The organism is Rhodohalobacter sp. 614A (genome assembly GCF_021462415.1).
Classification (GTDB): domain Bacteria; phylum Bacteroidota; class Rhodothermia; order Balneolales; family Balneolaceae; genus Rhodohalobacter.
This window is the reverse complement of record NZ_JAKEDS010000001.1, coordinates 1,036,579-1,054,526: the sequence shown is the minus strand read 5'-3', so window position 1 is coordinate 1,054,526 and position 17,948 is coordinate 1,036,579. Positions and strand designations below refer to the sequence as shown.

At 44.3% G+C, this 17,948-nt stretch carries 14 protein-coding genes and 1 tRNA gene; 10 read left to right on the top strand and 5 right to left on the bottom strand.

The genetic code is table 11. The features are described 5' to 3' along the window. The first annotated feature begins 227 nt into the window (after nucleotides 1–227). On the top strand, nucleotides 228–1,946 hold the full coding sequence (gene recJ / locus L0B18_RS04135; protein WP_234568129.1) for a single-stranded-DNA-specific exonuclease RecJ: 1,719 nt from the start codon (nucleotides 228–230) through the stop codon (nucleotides 1,944–1,946). A 164-nt stretch (nucleotides 1,947–2,110) separates the two neighbouring features. Further along, a tRNA-Phe gene (locus tag L0B18_RS04130) sits at nucleotides 2,111–2,183 on the top strand. A gap of 66 nt (nucleotides 2,184–2,249) precedes the next feature. Here L0B18_RS04130 and L0B18_RS04125 read toward each other — a convergent pair. After that, a complete protein-coding gene (locus tag L0B18_RS04125) occupies nucleotides 2,250–3,164 on the bottom strand; it encodes a Nif3-like dinuclear metal center hexameric protein (RefSeq protein ID WP_234568126.1) in 915 nt (304 codons plus the stop codon). A gap of 11 nt (nucleotides 3,165–3,175) precedes the next feature. Beyond that, nucleotides 3,176–3,799 (bottom strand): hypothetical protein, encoded by a 624-nt coding sequence (locus L0B18_RS04120; RefSeq protein WP_234568123.1) that lies wholly within the window; start codon nucleotides 3,797–3,799, stop codon nucleotides 3,176–3,178. Between the two features lie 578 nt (nucleotides 3,800–4,377). Between L0B18_RS04120 and L0B18_RS04115 the strand changes: the two genes are divergently transcribed. Together L0B18_RS04115 and L0B18_RS04110 are read left to right on the top strand one after the other, a co-directional pair. Further along, on the top strand, nucleotides 4,378–5,697 hold the full coding sequence (locus L0B18_RS04115) for an ammonium transporter (protein ID WP_234568121.1): 1,320 nt from the start codon (nucleotides 4,378–4,380) through the stop codon (nucleotides 5,695–5,697). Between the two features lie 216 nt (nucleotides 5,698–5,913). Then, nucleotides 5,914–6,603, top strand: a complete 690-nt coding sequence (locus tag L0B18_RS04110; RefSeq protein WP_234568119.1) for a TorF family putative porin — start codon at nucleotides 5,914–5,916, stop codon at nucleotides 6,601–6,603. A gap of 161 nt (nucleotides 6,604–6,764) precedes the next feature. Here the strand turns inward: L0B18_RS04110 and L0B18_RS04105 are convergent, their stop codons facing one another. From L0B18_RS04105 to L0B18_RS04095, 3 genes are read right to left on the bottom strand one after another with little or no spacing between them, the layout of a single operon-like run. Then, on the bottom strand, nucleotides 6,765–7,763 hold the full coding sequence (locus L0B18_RS04105) for a YhdH/YhfP family quinone oxidoreductase (protein WP_234568117.1): 999 nt from the start codon (nucleotides 7,761–7,763) through the stop codon (nucleotides 6,765–6,767). Between the two features lie 43 nt (nucleotides 7,764–7,806). Further along, nucleotides 7,807–9,174 carry an aldehyde dehydrogenase family protein gene (locus L0B18_RS04100; RefSeq protein WP_234568115.1) on the bottom strand — a complete coding sequence of 456 codons (1,368 nt, stop codon included), beginning with the start codon at nucleotides 9,172–9,174 and terminating at the stop codon, nucleotides 7,807–7,809. 3 nt (nucleotides 9,175–9,177) lie between these two features. Beyond that, nucleotides 9,178–9,993, bottom strand: coding sequence for an SDR family NAD(P)-dependent oxidoreductase (locus L0B18_RS04095; protein WP_234568114.1), 816 nt, complete (start codon nucleotides 9,991–9,993; stop codon nucleotides 9,178–9,180). A 143-nt stretch (nucleotides 9,994–10,136) separates the two neighbouring features. On the opposite strand from L0B18_RS04095, the gene L0B18_RS04090 reads away from it, so the two are divergent. From L0B18_RS04090 to L0B18_RS04065, 6 genes are all read left to right on the top strand, one after another. Continuing rightward, the gene (locus L0B18_RS04090) at nucleotides 10,137–11,816 is read left to right on the top strand and encodes a M28 family peptidase (RefSeq protein ID WP_234568113.1); all 1,680 of its coding nucleotides are present in this window, start codon (nucleotides 10,137–10,139) and stop codon (nucleotides 11,814–11,816) included. A gap of 177 nt (nucleotides 11,817–11,993) precedes the next feature. Next, complete coding sequence (locus L0B18_RS04085; protein ID WP_234568112.1) at nucleotides 11,994–12,863, top strand: ChaN family lipoprotein; 870 nt, start codon at nucleotides 11,994–11,996, stop codon at nucleotides 12,861–12,863. Between the two features lie 10 nt (nucleotides 12,864–12,873). Next, nucleotides 12,874–13,857, top strand: a complete 984-nt coding sequence (gene hemB, locus L0B18_RS04080; protein ID WP_234568110.1) for a porphobilinogen synthase — start codon at nucleotides 12,874–12,876, stop codon at nucleotides 13,855–13,857. 72 nt (nucleotides 13,858–13,929) lie between these two features. After that, complete coding sequence (gene htpX, locus L0B18_RS04075) at nucleotides 13,930–14,820, top strand: protease HtpX (protein WP_234568108.1); 891 nt, start codon at nucleotides 13,930–13,932, stop codon at nucleotides 14,818–14,820. A 146-nt stretch (nucleotides 14,821–14,966) separates the two neighbouring features. Next, on the top strand, nucleotides 14,967–16,265 hold the full coding sequence (hemL, locus tag L0B18_RS04070) for a glutamate-1-semialdehyde 2,1-aminomutase (protein WP_234568106.1): 1,299 nt from the start codon (nucleotides 14,967–14,969) through the stop codon (nucleotides 16,263–16,265). 258 nt (nucleotides 16,266–16,523) lie between these two features. Next, complete coding sequence (locus tag L0B18_RS04065; protein ID WP_234568105.1) at nucleotides 16,524–17,786, top strand: MFS transporter; 1,263 nt, start codon at nucleotides 16,524–16,526, stop codon at nucleotides 17,784–17,786. Nucleotides 17,787–17,948 lie beyond the last annotated feature (162 nt).

The window sequence follows — 17,948 nt, the reverse complement described above, 5'->3', positions numbered from 1 at the left end:
TTACAGTAAAGGTGCATTTGTGTTGTACTATTTTCCTGAGGATGTCTGTTGTTTAAAAAAACAACAATACAATTTTGTCTTTCTCTTTTTTATAATGATACTTAATAAAGAGAATCGATTATTTCTGAAGCATCTCATCTTCAATTCAAGTGACGGGATGCGCAGGATGGTATGGCCGGGGTGAAGCCCTCATACTTTTTAAATGATAATAAAACAGAGAAATAATCATGTCATATCGATGGGTCTATTCCGAACCCCAAAGGGGAGAGTCTGCCTATGATGTACAACAATCACTCAATATTCCGCCGGAAATTGCCTGTTTGTTAAACATCCGTGGCATCAGCACATACGAACAAGCCAAATCATTTTTCAGACCAGAAAAAGAGAGCCTTCACGATCCATTCCTGATGAAGGACATGGAGGCTGCTGCCTGCCGCCTTTCCAAGGCTATCCGCAATCACGAGCGAGTTGTTATTTACGGAGATTATGATGTAGACGGAACCACTGCCGTCAGCCTGTTTTATACATTCCTGAAAAGCTTTGGCCTGGATGTAGACTATTACATTCCTCACCGTTTTAAAGAAGGATATGGCATTAATCCAGACGGCATTCAATATGCACTTGAAAACAACGCCGATCTCATTGTTTCTGTGGATTGCGGCATCACTGCCATCGAAGAAGCTAAATATGCCAAGGAAAAAGGCATTGACCTCATCATCTGTGATCATCATACCGTGGGCGATGAAATCCCGGATGCGGTTGCTGTTTTAGATCCAAAACGGTTGGACTGTAATTATCCATTTGATGGATTGTCGGGTGCCGGAGTTGGTTTTAAACTTGTTCAGGGCACAACACAGAAGCTTGGTCTTCCCAAACAGCTCCCGAATAAGTTTCTTGATCTCGTGGCCATCTCCATTGCCTCGGATATTGTACCCATCATCGACGAAAATCGTGTTTTGATGCGGCGAGGATTGACCCTCATCAATACACAACCCAGAGTTGGAATCAAGGCTCTTTTGGATCGCATAAGAATCCCTGAGGGTTCGGTAACCACATCAAGCATTGTGTTTTCAATCGGTCCCCGAATTAATGCTGCTGGACGAATGGGCGATGCCACCACAGCCGTAGAATTGATGATTGCTGAAGACGGAGTATCCGCGAACCAATATGCAAAGGAGCTGGAATCCATCAACAACATGCGGAAGGATACGGATTCCGAAACGATGGAACAGGCCATTGAAATGCTCGAAACCCAGTTCAACCTCGACAATCTCTCCGCCATGGTTCTCCATAATCCCGAATGGCATTTGGGGGTGATTGGAATCGTGGCCTCCCGGCTGGTCGATGCCCATTATCGTCCGGCGATTATGCTGAGTACGGTTGAAGGGAAAATCAAAGGCTCTGCGCGATCCATAAAAGGTTTTAATATTTATGACGCACTGAAAGAGTGCGAAGATCTGCTTGAGCAGTTTGGGGGCCATGAATTTGCCGCCGGCCTTACGATGAACATGGAAAACCTGGACGAATTCAGGCGGAGAATCAACAAAATTGCCGGTACCAATCTGTCTGATAAAGATTTTACGCCCGAACTGGAAATTTCCTGCAACCTCAATCTGGAGAAGATTGACATGAAGTTCTGGAAACTCCTTACCCAGTTCGAACCATTTGGACCGGGAAACATGCGGCCCATTTTTGTGAGCAAAGATGTGTGTATTGAAGGGGTTCCGACCATTGTTGGGAACGGTCATTTGAAAATGAAAGTCCGCCAGGGCAATTCTCCCGTGTTTGATTGCATCGGGTTCAACATGCACGCATTTGAGCCCCGCCTCAGGAATTGCAACAGCGCTCAAATTGACATTGCATATGTTTTGGAAGAGAACAACTGGAATGGCCGCCGGACGATTCAAATGAGGCTGAAGGATATTCATATTGGGAGCAAAAAATGAGAAAACAAACATTCGACGTCATTACGTGCAAAGCGAAGTAATCTCCAATTGTTCTATTCCCCGTTTGGGATTGCCGCTTCTTCGCTATGACGACTTTTCACTTTTTTCCCTTGAAAAATGATTGTGTTCGGTTTTCAAAGCCCTTATATTTGGTTCTTCTGTGAGGGACTGTAGCTCAGTCGGTAGAGCAACGGACTGAAAATCCGTGTGTCGGCGGTTCGATTCCGCCCGGTCCCACACATACTTAAACCCCTGTTAGTCTTTTGATTTTCAGGGGTTTTTTCTTTTCATGAATTGACCACTTCACCCAAACCGAAACGGATTCCCTGAATGAATATGCGTCACCTCTACCCCGGGGACATTCTTCAGCAGCCAGTCTTTCATATAGATAGAACCGGGATCTTCGCTGTCGGTATGGCCAAGTACAATGAGTGACGTCTTTTTGCCTGAGGCATTTCTGTCACGAATATACTCGGGTGTTGTCCACTCCTCCGCTTCACCAATCAGTACAACATCCGGGTTGGTTTCGCTAATCAACCGGATTTGATTCTGTCCGCCCATTGCGCCGGGCATCAGAAGCACGTTTTCACAAAGCTGATCATCATCTCCCAAATATCTCACCGTATCAATTCCAAGCCGTGCTTTTACATGAGTGATCAAATTAGCCAAAGAAATCGCTGGTATTTTAAGGTTTGCTGGCGATTCGTTAACCCTATAAGGCTTCCACATTAACTTATCCAGAAGTCCGCTGTAAACCCCATCCGGGTTGTGACTATGGATATAATCATGATTTCTCCAGACAGCTATCTCATTGTCCGCCAGAAGTTTGGATTTGTATTGATAGACCGAGTCATTTTCCAGCCAATCAGTTTCGTCCAAATGATTGTAGTAGGTAGGTTCGTGTGCAATGATAAAATTCACGCCGGTAGAGATTGCATATTCAATCACCGGAATCGTGGCAAACATTGTGGTAATAATTCCGGTTACTTCGATATCCCGGTTTCCGGCTTTGATGGTATCAACAGTCCGCGGGAAAGGCGTCCCGTCTATCTCTTTAATAAAATGATCTATGATTTCACCAACCGTCCAGGTTTTTGCTTGCGAACTTTTTAGGTATGGAGTCGAAAGCAACAACCCCCCGGCTGATGCTTTCGAAAGATCAGAAATGAATTCTCTTCTTGTTTTGGGTTGACGGGATTCAGGATTACCGTTTTTCATGATTCAACATTTTAGTTTCCCGCAACATCTTCACCTAAAGTCCTTCCCGTACTAATCATAATATGCGCCCAGGGCTCGCCTGGATTCATCAACCATGGAGCTCCCTCGCTGGTCGGCTTTGTAGCAATGCCGGTGCTTGCCTCCGTGGCATAAGGAACGTAAACCACATATAAAGGACTTGCTGATCGCAGTTTCCCGGAAGAATAATCAAATCCATTTTCAGATCCTGATAATGAATAAAGGGCCATTGGCTTATCAGGCCAGGAAATTTCGCCGGATTCAATTTCTTTTTTTCGGGTAGCCTGAACCTCATCTCGTGCTTTTCCTTCTCTTCTCAACTGACGGCCCCGTTCCATAAATGGTTCCATTTCTTTGAAATAGCAGGCGACGTGAAATCTGTCAACCATTGGATCATCAGCCAGGCAAATCAATTCATTGGAGCCTTCTCGAAGAGTAACCAATTCCCCCTGTTGATTATAGCCTAACACCTTGGCCCCTTCCTTCATATCGGCCGGGGCGGGACTTACCGCAGCCATTATTTGTTTTTCAGCGGATGGAATTTGCTGAGCATTCAGTGGATTGAAGTAAACTGTTATCGTACATATAGCAATGGCAGTAATAATTATTCTTTTCACATTTCCTCCGGTCATTGTTGAAGTGATTGTGAATGAACATACTATTGTTATTTAATTATTTCCATCATAGGCTTAAAAACATAGTTCCTCTATTTGCAGAACCTACAATGGCTTGCAATCTTTTTTGTGTTAAAATTTCTGATCCGACGGTTTTTACGCACAAAAAATTTGCATTCAACCTAAATTTATTTTGTTTTTCATCCCTTTTCCCACAAAAAACCAAACATTTTTAGGCTGATATTTAAAGTTATTTGTATGAGTAACCAAAACTCCGGAATCCTGCCTTTTCATAGTTTATCCACTTCTCCACATTGCCCTATAAACCTTATTAAATAAGGTGTTATTGGGCATTTGCGACAATTATTAAGATTTTTTCCACAAGTATAAACCTCCCTCATGAAAGCGGTTCCATAAATATATTTTTGAAAACAAACAAACTGATCTTCTTTAATTACGAACAAATATACTGGTAGTTAAATTTTTATATTTGATTCTTTGTTGTTCCTAATTAATTTAAATCGAGCTTAAAAGCTTCGCTCAACAACTCACTCAACCTTAATTAAAGTTTAAGTTATATAATGAAGCTACGATATGGATTACTTACTGCATTACTGGTATTATGTGTAACCGGCTCTTTAAATGCCCAGGATATGGGTCCTACCGCCGAAGATGTACAGAATAACCTGAACTACGTTTGGACAATCATTGCAGCATGTCTTGTTTTCTTTATGCAGGCTGGCTTTGCATTGCTTGAAACTGGATTTACCAGGGCCAAAAATGCCGTTAATATTATAATGAAAAACGTCATGGATGTCGGGGCGGGCTCCCTTGCATTTTTCCTTGTTGGATTCGGCCTGATGTTCGGAACCACTGCGGGAGGATGGATTGGAACCGATGGCTTCCTGCTAAGCTATATTGGCGATTATTCCGTTGAATGGTCGTACACTTTCTTTTTCTTTCAGGCTGTATTTGCAGCCACGGCAGCAACCATCGTTTCCGGAGCGGTGGCAGAACGTACCGCGTTCTCGGCATATATTATATTCTCACTATTACTCACCGCTGTCATTTACCCCGTTTTCGGTTCATGGGCGTGGGGAAGTCTCTTTAACGGCTCGGGATGGTTAGAAGGACTTGGTTTTATAGACTTTGCCGGTTCAACTGTTGTGCACTCCGTGGGAGGATGGGCAGCTCTTGCAGCAGTTATAGTTGTAGGACCACGGGTTGGCAAATATATTGATGGGAAACCTCAGGATATTAAAGGCCACAGTTTGCCTCTCGCTGCTCTCGGCGTATTTATTCTCTGGTTAGGCTGGTTTGGTTTTAACGCCGGTTCAACGACCACAGGCGACACTTCTATAGCGCTGATTGCTCTTAACACATTCCTCGCGGCCGGCGCCGGTGCTACTGCCGCTATGCTTACCACCTGGTTCGCTATGGGCAAACCTAATGGCCCAACAACTCTCAACGGTGTACTTGCAGGTCTTGTAGGAATTACCGCCGGATGTGCCAATCTCGATCCCGGCTTTGCAATTCTTACGGGTGCCATTGCTGGTGTACTTGTTTACTATGCAACCCTGTTCATTGAGAAATTCGTGGATGATGCCGTAGGCGCAATTGCCGTTCACGGTGTTTGTGGCGCGTGGGGAACGCTCGCTGCAGGACTTTTCGACTCTGCCGGTTTTAGCTGGAGTGTCGTTGGCGTTCAGGTTATTGGTATCGTCGCTGCTTTTGCATGGACATTTACCATTAGCTTTATCTTATTCAAAACCATCAGCTTTATCATTCCTGTTCGTGTAAATGGTGACCTTGAAGAGTTGGGACTCGATCTCCACGAACATGATGACACGGCATATCCCGAATTTGGTAATTCAAAACCAAAGACCCCGGCCAGCGTCTAAAGCGTCCGTCGGATCGATAGTACCGTATCTCAAAATTAGGACGATTTTAATCCCGGGTTTATCCAAGGCATCTCTATAGGAAACCCGGGATATATGTCCTGACAATTCATTTTCAACTGTATTCTAACAATCCAAAATATGGGAGTATGGGATAAGAATACCCTTTTGAAACCTCAATAAAACAACCTCAACCTACATTATTAAAATCACTCAACCATGAAAATCACAAAACTATTAAAATCTCTGTTACTGACTGTTATTGTTACTGTGATTGTTGCCTCCACCATCAACCTAAAAACTGCCCAGGCCCAAGAAATTTCTCCAGGTGTTGACTTTGTCAGCACGTATGTATGGCGCGGTGTTGCTTACTCGGGACCATCCATACAGCCTTATGTTGAATTTAGTGCCGAAGGTTTTGCACTTGGAGCGTGGGGTTCTCAAGGCATCGATGGTATCATTTCTGATGAAGTTAACAGTGTCGGTTTCCAGGAAATGGATCTGTATGCTTCATACACGTTTGACTTCGGATTGAGTCTCGGTGTAACGGATTATTATTATCCAGGTGGTTCATTTTTTGAAGAATCAGGTCACGCGTTTGAATTTAATGCGGGCTTATCACTTGGCGACCTCTCTCTTTCTGGTAACTATATCTTTGCCGGAGATGGTTCTTACGGAGATGACATGTACTTCGAACTCGGGTATTCAGCCGGACCGGCCGATCTGTTTATCGGCGGTGGTGATGGTTGGCACTCAAGCGATCCCGATGAATTTGCGATCGTAAATATCGGAATCGGCACCTCCAAAGAGATCCAAATTACGGATTCATTTTCTCTCCCACTTAGCGGGGCGGTAATTCTTAATCCGGATACTGAGCAGTTCTATATCGTTGCAGGAATTTCCCTGTAATACACGCATTTTAAAAATCCGCGAAGTAATTTCTGTTGAGTTTTCTAAAACCATCCTCTATTAACAGAAATTGAACTTCGCGGGTTTACTCTGAATTACTACTCCGGGCCAGGTGAATACTGAATCGATTTGCCTGGCTTTTTTAAACAAAATCAAAAAAGTCAGCTTTGGAGTTTTACCAATACCTTACCTGCCTGCTCGCCTTTTTGAATTCGCTTAATCTCTTTGGGCAGATGAATAAGAGGCACCTCCCGAAAGAACTCTTTGAGAACATCAGGTTTCCAATCAGCCGCGAGTTTGTTCCAAATTCTGACCCGATCCGGCATCAAAGCAATTCCGGAATCGATTCCCATCAGACTAATCCCCCTCAGAATAAAGGGGTAAATATTGGTCTGTAATTTATGCCCCAATACATTTCCGCAGCAAGCTACCACTCCATTGTGAGATGTTTGTCTCAAAACCGCATCCAGCATTTTCCCGCCAACGGTGTCCAGCGCCGCTACCCATTTTGAAGAAAGCATCGGCTTGGATTCGACTTCTGCAACTTCATTGCGGTGAATCACTTTAGCAGCTCCCAAACTTTTTAAATAATCGGCTTGATCCATTTTCCCGGTCGCTGCAATTACATCAAATCCCAAATGAGAAAATAAAGCAACTCCAAAAGATCCTACTGCACCGGTCGCACCCGTCACCAATACGTCACCACATTTCTGTTTTACATGCTGATCCAAAATCTTTTCAATGCCAATTGCGGCGGTCAAACCGGAAGTACCGATCATCATACTTTCTTTCAATGTCAATCCATTTGGCAGAGGAACAATCCAGTCAGCCGGAACCGAAATATACTGACCAAATCCGCCCGGCGTGTTCATTCCCAAATCATAACTGGTAACAATCACTTTGTCGCCGGTTTTGAATCGATCATCCTTGCTTGTTTCTACAATTCCGGCCGCATCAATTCCCGGTGTAAATGGATATTTTTTTGTAACCCCTTGATGACCGGTTGCAGATAGCGCATCTTTGTAATTGAGCGATGAATACTGAACCTGGATCAACACATCGTTTTCCGGCAAATTTTTGGTGTTCAGATCTTTGACGGATTGAACAAACCCTCCGTTCTTCTCTTCAGCAACAAGTGCTTTGTACATTTTTGATTTCATGATGTCAGGTTTTGTTGATTCCCTCCTTCTTCAAAAAAATTCCTCAGGAAAAAATCCGTTTAAACCAGGTTTTTACTTTTTCATCATACGGCGGATAGCGAAATTCCGGATCGGGCCAAAACGCTTTTTTCATGACGGCCTGATTTCGGCTAAATGCATCAAAACTGTGCCTGCCGTGGTAGGCTCCCATGCCGCTGTTTCCTACACCGCCAAAAGGCAGGTTCAAATTTCCGAGATGCTGAATCGTCTCGTTCACGCAACCGCCGCCAAATGGAACTTCATGAATAATTCTCTCCTCAAATTCCGGATCTTTCGTAAACAAGTACAATGCTAATGGAGACGGTTTATTTCTCAACATCTCAATCAATGAGTCGGAACCGGAATACGTTAAAACCGGCAGAAGCGGACCAAAAATCTCCTCCTTCATTATTTCATCATCCCAATTGGCTTTGATGATGGTCGGCTCAATAAACAGGTTCTCTTTTCGAGTGATTCCTCCAAACAAAATCTCGCTTTGATCCAAAAGCCCTTGTAATCTCTCAAAATGCGATTCGTTCAGGATTTTTGCGTAGTTCTCGCCCGGCTTGTAATCATCTCGATAAAATTCAGCCAATATCTTTCTTGATTTCTCAATGAACTCATCGTGAACCGATTCATGAACGGCTACAAAATCCGGAGCCACGCATGTTTGACCGGCGTTGATGGTTTTTCCCCACCAAATTCGTTTTGCGCTAACATCAATATCGGCATCGTGGTGAACTATGGCGGGACTCTTTCCGCCCAACTCAAGTAAAACCGGAATCAATTGTTCAGCCGCGGCTTTCATCACAATTTTCCCAACCCTGGTGCTCCCGGTAAAAAAGATTTTATCAAATAGTTGATGAAGAAGTTCTGTCGTTTCGTCCACGCCTCCCTCAACAACGCATAAAACTTCATCATCAAAATATTTTTGGACCAGTACATTCATCAATCCCGAGGTTTCAGGCACCATTTCCGAAGGCTTCAGAACCACGGTATTTCCAGCAGAAATAGCTCCAATCAACGGCATAAAGGAAAGATAAACCGGGTAGTTCCACGCAGATATCACAAGGACCGCTCCAAAAGGCTGTTTATACATCACACTTTTTGAGGGAAATGAAATCATGGGGGTGGCAACAGGTTCCGGTTCCATCCAGTCCTGTAGATTTTTTAGGTGAAAATCGATCTCCTGCAGCACCGTGTTGATATCTGTAACATAGGATTCAAAAAGCGGCCGGCCGAAATCGCGGTTCATGGCATTGCAAAGTGCATCCTCATTTTCGGAAACAAGAGCCCGAAGTTTTTCAAGGTTGCTTTTTCGTGCTTCAAAGCTTCGGGTCACTCCATCCTGAAACGCCAACTTCTGCTTTGTAATAATCTCTTCAATTTTCATAGGTCACTTTCCTCTTCCCTTGAATGAATCCATCGTTTTATAAACACCAAAAATTCTTCCTGCTACCCAGTCAAATACCGAAGCTGGCAAAATACCTTTCAGAAAAGGCGTAAATCTCACCATAAACGGTGCCTGAATCGTTCGTTTCCGTTTGGCAATTCCTCTCAACATTCTCTCAACAATATCATCGGTTTCCAGAATAGGTGTGAGCAGCGGTGCCTTCACGCCTTCAAACATCCCGGTATTGATATAACTTGGTACAACCGCTGTTACATTTACCTCGGTTTGATGTTCTTTCATCTCCAGGTAAAGCGATTCGGTCCACCCCATAACTGCCCATTTGCTGGCGGCATACACACTCATTCTTGGATTGCCAATATAACCCGAAGCCGATGCCAGGTTTACAATATGGCCCGTTCCCCGATGGATCATTTCATTCAGAAATGCCCTGACCACATTCATGCTTCCTGTTACATTCACATTCAAAGTTTGCTCAATTTCCTGATAACTATATTGATGAAACAGCTTTCCGCTCACAATTCCGGCACAGTTCAGAATTAAATCCGGAATGATTTTCTGCCCCATAATATGATTCGCCTCTCTTTCAACCTGGCCGGAATCCGTAACATCCAGTTCACAAATAACTACCTTCGTCTTTGGTGCTAACTCATCTTCCATTTTTTGAAGGGACTTCGCACTGATATCCCACAAAATCAATCGAACGCCTGTAACTTCAGAAACCCGTTCTGCAAAAAGCTTTCCTATTCCGCTTGCTGCGCCGGTAATCAGAATGGTTTTATTTTGGTAATACTTCATCATCTCTCCCTGAAGCTTACAAAATCTGCCGACCTGTAAAAAATGTTTTTGAAGTTCTGAAAATATACAGACCCCTATCATCCTTTTTATTGTCACCTTGGTAGCGAAACCCTTACTTTTCATAAAATTGAACCCAATCCTTTGTTATGAACAGATTTCATTTTGGCTCCATCTTTTTTGTTGTCTTGCTGATTGTCGGTTGTCAGTCTTCAGGCCCGGCAACAAATCCTGAGGAAGCCGCTCAAATCATTACCGAAGAAACGTTGCTTTCTCATATCGAGACCCTCTCATCCGATGACTTTGAAGGACGCGCCACTGCCTCGGAAGGAGAAGAGAAAACCGTTGATTATATCATCAGCGAACTGGAAAATCTGGGGGTTGAGCCGGGAATGGAGGATGGCTCATATGTTCAGGAATTTCCGCTTCTGGGCCAGATTGTTGAACCTTCTTCGGCTTCGTTTGTCATCAAACAAAACGGCCAGGTTCTGAACGATCTTGAATTCCGTACTGATTTTGTAGCGTGGCCGGCAAATGAAGGAGAACAGATTGACGTGAATGATGCCGAACTGCTCTATGTAGGATATGGAATCCAGGCTCCGGAATTTGACTGGGATGATTATAAAGATGCCGATGTTGAAGGTAAAGTTTTGGTCTTTAAAAATAGTGATCCTTCTTTTGATGAAAACCTCTTTAGCGGCGATGCAAGACTGTACTACGGACGTTGGAGTTACAAATTTGAAAAAGCGGCCGAAATGGGAGCACTTGGTGCCATTATCGTGCATACCACTCCCTCAGCAGGATATGGCTGGAATGTAGTTTCCAATAGTTGGAGCGGCGAGCAGTTTTACCTGAAAAGCACTGAAGGCGAAGCAGAAAACATGCCCGCTTTTGATAGCTGGCTGACCGAATCTGTCAGTTCCGAACTTTTTGAAGCCGCCGGACAAAATTTGAGCGATATGCTTGAAGCTGCTGATGATCCGGATTTCCAACCCGTTCCTCTTGAAGGAATTACGGTAGATGTTGATTTAGAAGCGAATTACAGCAATATGTCTTCCAAAAATGTAGTTGGAGAAATTGCGGGAAATGATTCCGACTTAAAGGATGAATATGTTGTTTTCACCGCTCATCTCGATCACCTGGGAATTACTACGCCGGTTGAGGGCGACTCCATTAATAACGGCGCGCTTGACAATGCCGCCGGTGTGAGCACTCTGCTGAATCTTGCAAAAGCATATAAAGAAGTGGAACCGGACATGCGGCGCAGTGCCCTCTTTCTATTTGTGAGCGCTGAAGAGATGGGATTATTGGGTTCCAAATATTGGGCAAATCATCCGACGGTTCATCCGGGAAAAATTTCCGCTAATTTTAATATGGACGGCATGCAGGTCTATGGCCCAACGGAGGATGTTGTGTTAGTGGGTTACGGACGAAATTCCATCACTCCTGTTTTTGAAAAATATGCTGAAGAAACCGGCCGAACCGTAAAACCTGATCCGCACCCCGAGCAAGGATATTTTTATCGATCTGACCATTTCTCTCTTGCCAAAAAAGGAATTCCGGCTATTTTCCCCAACCCGGGTCAGGATTATATCGACAAACCTGAAAATTGGGGCGAAACCGTCGACAGCGTGGATACTGCTAATTATCATTCCGTGAATGATGAGATCAATGAATATTGGGATCCCGCCGGATTGGTTCAGGATGTGCGCCTTTTCTTCCGAACCAGTTTCGACATTCTCAATCAGGAGGAGATGATGGAATGGAATGAAGGCGACGAGTTTCAGGCCACCCGAGAACAGATGATTGAAGAAGCACCGGAGAATTAACGGAGTCTTCATCTGGCAACTGTAATTTGGCGTTTACTGGACCCGAAGGTTTTCTTCGGATCGTCCCGAGTAGTCGGAAAAGCTCTGCTTCTATTCCTTCTTTTTCTTGAAAAGAAGCGGAGCTTCCATTTGCCATTCCCAAGCAGAGCTTGGGAACGAGTTTAAATTTTATCTTACATGAAAAAAATATTCTACACAATTTTCCTGCTGTCGTTTGCCTTCAGTGCCTCTGTAAAGGCTCAGCCTGACAAGCCCGCCTACCTGCTTTATGATAAGAATGGTGATCAGATTTCTTACCAGAAATTAGCGGATCTTTCTCGTCAAAATGATATGATCTTTTTTGGCGAGCAGCACGATAATGCCATCGCACATTGGCTTCAGCTGGAGCTTATTCGCGACCTTTCAGCCGACAGTACAAAATCCACTGTAATTGGCATGGAGATGTTTGAAGCCGACCAACAGGTTTTGATTGATGAGTATTTTGCTGATCAGGTCAGCCAAAGCAGCTTTGAAAGCGAAGCCCGCATTTGGAATAACTACAAAACGGATTACAAGCCAATTTTGGAATTCGCAAAAGAGAATAGTATTCCCCTGATTGCCACAAACATCCCCCGAAGATATGCTTCTACTGTTTACCGGGATGGCTTAACAGCGCTCGATTCACTAAGCAGTTCTGCAAAAGATTGGATCGCTCCCCTTCCTGTTGAAGTGGATACAACTCTTCAGAGTTATCAAGCCATGTCTCAAATGGCAGGTGGCCACGGCGGTGTGAACCTGATCTATTCCCAAGCGATTAAAGATGCGACAATGGCGCATTTTATTTTGTCCAACCTGAATGAAAACAACCGGATGATTCATCTGAACGGATCGTATCACTCCAATGATTATGAGGGAATTGTGTGGTATATCAAAGAAAAAGATGAAGAGATACGGGTTCTCACAATCAACACAATTTCTGCTGATGATATTCAGAATGTAGATTCAGAACAGTTTCAGTCTGCAGATATCACAGTGGCGGTTCCCTCAAGAATGACCTCAACATATTAAATCAACAATCATGAGTACTTTTGAATACCCCTATTCCCGCGGACGGCGTCTTCGTTCATCGGAATTTGTTAGAAATATGGTGGCGGAAAACCACCTGTCACCCAACGATTTTATTGCTCCCCTTTTTGTGATGGAAGGTGAAGGCAAAAAAGAAGAAATACCCTCCATGCCGGACTATTACCGGTTTACGGTGGATCTTCTTTTGAAGGAGGTTGAAGAAATTCAATCGCTTGGAATTCCATCCGTTCTTCTGTTTGCCAAAGTTCCTGACGATAAAAAAGACAATGAAGGAACCGAAGCGCTCAATCCTGAGGGATTGATGCAACAATCCGTTCGTGCCATCAAAAAAGAATTTCCGGATTTGGTTGTGATGACAGACGTAGCCATGGATCCATACAGCAGCTATGGCCATGACGGAATTGTTCGCGATGGAAAAATTATAAATGACGAAAGTGCGGAACTGCTTGCCAAAATGGCGGTTAGCCATGCAGAGGCCGGTGCTGATTTTGTGGCTCCCTCGGACATGATGGACGGCCGTATTTTATTGATGAGAGAAGCTCTCGAAGAAGAAGGATTTTTCAATACCGGAATTATGGCATACAGCGCAAAATATGCATCGAGCTATTACGGCCCTTTTCGTGATGCACTGGATTCCGCTCCCGGGTTTGGTGATAAGAAGACATATCAAATGAATCCGGCAAACGTTATTGAAGCTGTAAAAGAAGCCATTACAGACCAAAATGAAGGTGCCGATATCGCAATGGTAAAACCCGGCCTGCCGTATCTTGATGTGGTTCGTGCCGTAAAAGAAGCGGTGCAAATCCCGGTTTCCGTTTATAATGTTTCCGGTGAATACGCGATGATCAAATCGGCGTCGGCAAATGGCTGGCTGAATGAAGAAGAAGCAATGATGGAAGCGCTGATCGGCTTTAAGCGAGCCGGCGCTGACCTGATTGCTACTTACTTCGCCAAAGATGCGGCACGATTGTTGTAGATTATTGAAGAAATTGAATTCCCCCTTTTGAGAGGGGAGCTTTCTAAACCCTATTTAATTAAGAAATTGACTATGAAACGAGTTCTCTTATTTCTTGCCACAAACCTGGCAATCATTATTGTTGCAAGTATTACTCTGTCCCTTTTGGGAGTGGGTTCCTATTTGAATGAAACCGGAACCGGACTTAATCTGCAAGCTCTTCTCATCTTCTGTTTTGTTTTTGGAATGGGCGGATCGTTCATCTCTCTCCTTCTGTCAAAGAAAATGGCAAAATGGACGATGGGCGTTCAGATTGTTGAAAAGCCGCAAAACTCCCGTGAAGAATGGCTGGTTCGAACCATCGAACGACAAGCCAAAGATGCCGGAATTGGCATGCCGGAAGTCGGAATTTTTGATGCCCAACAGGCCAATGCTTTTGCAACAGGATCAAACCGGAATAAAGCATTGGTTGCAATTAGCCGAGGCATGCTACAACGATTTGATCAGGATGAAATTGAAGCGGTACTGGGCCACGAAATCGGCCATGTTGCCAATGGGGATATGATCACACTCGCACTGATACAGGGAGTTGTAAACACTTTTGTGATGTTCCTCGCCCGGGTGATCGGTTTTGTTGTGGATCGCGTTGTATTGCGAAATGAAAGAGGGCTGGGAATTGGATATTTCCTGACAACGATTGTAGCTGAAATTGTTTTGGCAATTCTCGCTTCCATGATTGTCTTCTGGTTCTCACGACGCCGCGAATTTCGGGCTGATGAAGCCGGTGCACGATTTGGAAGCCGTAACGGTATGATTAATGCATTGCAACGACTGAAACGGGAAACGGAAGTACCGAATCAATTGCCGGAATCCATGCAGGCATTTGGAATTACAAGCGGCAAGCGAAGTGGCCTCAAAGCGTTGTTTATGACACACCCTCCCCTGGAAGACCGAATTGCCGCACTTGAAAATATGACAGATTAAGGATATAGTCATGAGTCTTGAGTCGTGAGTACTGAGAAGGATTATTCAGCATTTCACGAACTAAGGTTCATTTCATACTAATGTGCCATTAATGTATTTCAACTGATAAACAAATCTCAAGACTCACGACTCAAGACTAAACATCTATGTTGTTAAAAAGCGAGTACCTTTACAATCGAGCACAACAATTCATTCCTGGTGGTGTCAATTCCCCGGCACGGGCGTTTAAATCAGTCGGTGGCGTTCCGGTTTTTTTCAAGAAGGCGAAGGGATCCATCATCACAGATGAAGACGGTAATGAGTATATCGATTATGTAGGTTCCTGGGGACCGATGATTTTGGGACACGCTCATCCTGCCGTCATCAAGGCCGTTCAGGATGCATCGTTTAATTCTACCTCTTTTGGCGCGCCGACGGAGATTGAAATCAAAATGGCCGAGTTGGTTCAAACCATGGTCCCGAACGTGGAGAAAGTTCGGATGGTAAATTCCGGAACCGAAGCCTGCATGAGTGCCATTCGAGTCGCCCGCGGATACACCGGCAAGGAAAAAATCATCAAGTTTGAAGGAAACTATCACGGCCATGGTGATTCATTTCTCATCAAAGCTGGAAGCGGTGCATTAACTCTCGGCAAACCCAGCAGCCCGGGAGTCACAAAGGGAACGGCTAAAGATACTCTCAACGCTGATTACAATGATTTAGACAGTGTCGAGAAACTTCTCAAAAAGAATAAAGACAATGTAGCTGCAATTATCGTCGAACCAGTTGCAGGAAATATGGGATGCATCCCTCCCCAACCCGGATTTTTGGAAGGATTACGAAAACTTTGCGATGACTACGAAACCGTTCTCATTTTTGATGAAGTGATGACCGGATTTCGACTGGCTCGTGGCGGTGCCCAGGAACGGTTTGATGTGTGGGCGGATCTCGTCACATTCGGTAAAATTATTGGTGGCGGACTTCCCGTTGGTGCTTTCGGCGGAAAAAAAGAGATTATGGATGTTGTGGCTCCGGTCGGTCCTGTGTATCAAGCCGGAACATTATCCGGAAATCCATTAGCAATGAGCGCCGGTTTTGCACAGTTGAGTACGCTGGAAAAACATCCTGAATTGTATGTGGAATTGGAAGAAAAAACCGAATACCTGGCCAAAAATCTTCGGGAAGTTCTAAGCCGGCATGAAATCGATTTTGACCTGAACCAGGTTGGTTCCATGACAAGCATTTATTTCACAAATGAAAAAGTGACCGGGTTCAAAACTGCCAACACGACGAACCAGGAACTCTTCAAACATTTCTTTCATGAAATGCTAAAACGGGGAGTTTACTTGCCGCCTTCACCTTTCGAAAGCTGGTTTCTGGCTACATCACTTACTTATGAAATGCTCGATAAAACGGTGAATGCTGCGGAATCAGCACTTGCTGTGGCAAAGTCAAAACTTAAATAGTAAGACATGTTGTATTTAGAATTGGTTTCACATTTGTAAAGCTGGCCTGATTCAAATGTTGTTCTCGCCATTGCGATCAAAGCGAAGTAATCTCCAAATGATCTAAGACACGAGATTGTGCCAAGATACCCCTTCAGGGCCGCGGTCACAAACTTCCTCGCGGTGACTATGAAAACTCCATATCACTTGTTTTTTAAACTCTTCATAAAAAGTTAATTCAAGCAACCTATCTTTACCGGTCTGTTTGAAAACTTATTTATGAAGAATAAATCTGCTCTTGCTACCGTCTTTCTTGTTGTGGTAATCGATCTCTTGGGATTTGGAATCGTTCTGCCACTTCTCCCCTTTTATGCACAAGAATTTTCTGCCTCAGCGGTAACCATTGGCCTCCTCTACAGTGTCTACTCATTCATGCAGCTTATTTTTTCGCCGATTTGGGGAAGTTGGTCAGACCGGATTGGCCGACGCCCGATCATGTTAATGAGCACACTTGGCGCTGTTATCGCTTACACTATTTTTGGATTTGCAGAATCCCTTGGGGTTTTGTTTGTATCCAGAATTGTGGCCGGAACCATGGGTGGAAATATCTCCACCGCCCAGGCCTATATTGCCGATATAACCGACAACGAAAATCGCGCCCGAGGCATGGGGCTAATCGGGGCGGCCTTTGGGATCGGGTTTGTGATTGGTCCGGCAACAGCCACCGGGTTGATTCACCCGGCTTTTCATGAGTTTATTACCAACATCGGTTTTGTTGATTTCGCGAGTTGGATGGAAGTGAACCGATTTGCACTACCCGGCTTTTTTGCCGCTTTCCTATCCTTTTGCAGCTTTCTGATGGTGCTCTTCAAACTTCCCGAAACTGTTGATAAATCAGCTCCTAAAGAAGATACATATCGCAGACCCAGTGTTTTTGCACCCCGGTTCTGGCGATTGCTTTCAGAGCAAAAAGGTTCATCTGCCCGGGGATTTCTCATTCCTTTAATTATTGGTTTTTTCCTTCTCTCTTTTGGTGAATCAAGTTTATATAGTTCATTTCCACTCTTTGCAGAATCAGAACTGCACATGAATGCCGAAGATGTTGGTATCCAATTCTTCTATATCGGGATTATTGCGGTCATCGTCCAAGGCTTTTTGATCCGGCCATTGACCAAAGTCTTTTCAGAAGAGAAGATTTTCCTGGTTGGCAATATTCTGATGGTGATTGGACTTGGGTTGATTCCTCTGGCCCACAACATGATTACCCTGGCTGTTTTTCTCTGTTTGATGGCTCTCGGAAAAAGTCTAAATACCCCAACCATTACCAGCCTGATTTCTCAGGAAGCGAGCGAAAATAATTACGGCGCCGTAATGGGAGCATCCCAGGGACTCTCCGGACTTGGACGAATGATTGGCCCAACGTGGGGAGGAGCTTTATTCGCAGCTTACTTTGGAGCACCTTTCATCGCCACGGCAGTAATTGTTGCCGGCACGGTCTGGATTGCCGGCGGATTGATTTTCAAGGAGAAGTCTCAACCATAAGTTTTCGAAGAGCACATCATCTTTAGAGTAGATACGGCCAAACTTACTCATCAGAGATCTCTATTAATACAGATTTAATCTTCTTTCCATACTCTTTATTTCAAGAAGTACGGTTCATTTGGTACCTTTGAAAGAGAGGGATTGAATTTAAATAATGAGGAG

Excerpts from the sequence above, each read along its gene's own strand:
- L0B18_RS04110 (WP_234568119.1), top strand. The coding sequence starts at position 5,914 with ATGAAAATCACAAAACTATTAAAATCTCTGTTACTGACTGTTATTGTT.
- L0B18_RS04100 (WP_234568115.1), bottom strand. The coding sequence starts at position 9,174 with ATGAAAATTGAAGAGATTATTACAAAGCAGAAGTTGGCGTTTCAGGAT.
- L0B18_RS04125 (WP_234568126.1), bottom strand. The coding sequence starts at position 3,164 with ATGAAAAACGGTAATCCTGAATCCCGTCAACCCAAAACAAGAAGAGAA.
- L0B18_RS04090 (WP_234568113.1), top strand. The coding sequence starts at position 10,137 with ATGAACAGATTTCATTTTGGCTCCATCTTTTTTGTTGTCTTGCTGATT.
- hemB (WP_234568110.1), top strand. The coding sequence starts at position 12,874 with ATGAGTACTTTTGAATACCCCTATTCCCGCGGACGGCGTCTTCGTTCA.
- L0B18_RS04105 (WP_234568117.1), bottom strand. The coding sequence starts at position 7,763 with ATGAAATCAAAAATGTACAAAGCACTTGTTGCTGAAGAGAAGAACGGA.
- L0B18_RS04085 (WP_234568112.1), top strand. The coding sequence starts at position 11,994 with ATGAAAAAAATATTCTACACAATTTTCCTGCTGTCGTTTGCCTTCAGT.
- htpX (WP_234568108.1), top strand. The coding sequence starts at position 13,930 with ATGAAACGAGTTCTCTTATTTCTTGCCACAAACCTGGCAATCATTATT.
- hemL (WP_234568106.1), top strand. The coding sequence starts at position 14,967 with ATGTTGTTAAAAAGCGAGTACCTTTACAATCGAGCACAACAATTCATT.
- L0B18_RS04115 (WP_234568121.1), top strand. The coding sequence starts at position 4,378 with ATGAAGCTACGATATGGATTACTTACTGCATTACTGGTATTATGTGTA.
- L0B18_RS04095 (WP_234568114.1), bottom strand. The coding sequence starts at position 9,993 with ATGATGAAGTATTACCAAAATAAAACCATTCTGATTACCGGCGCAGCA.
- recJ (WP_234568129.1), top strand. The coding sequence starts at position 228 with ATGTCATATCGATGGGTCTATTCCGAACCCCAAAGGGGAGAGTCTGCC.
- L0B18_RS04065 (WP_234568105.1), top strand. The coding sequence starts at position 16,524 with ATGAAGAATAAATCTGCTCTTGCTACCGTCTTTCTTGTTGTGGTAATC.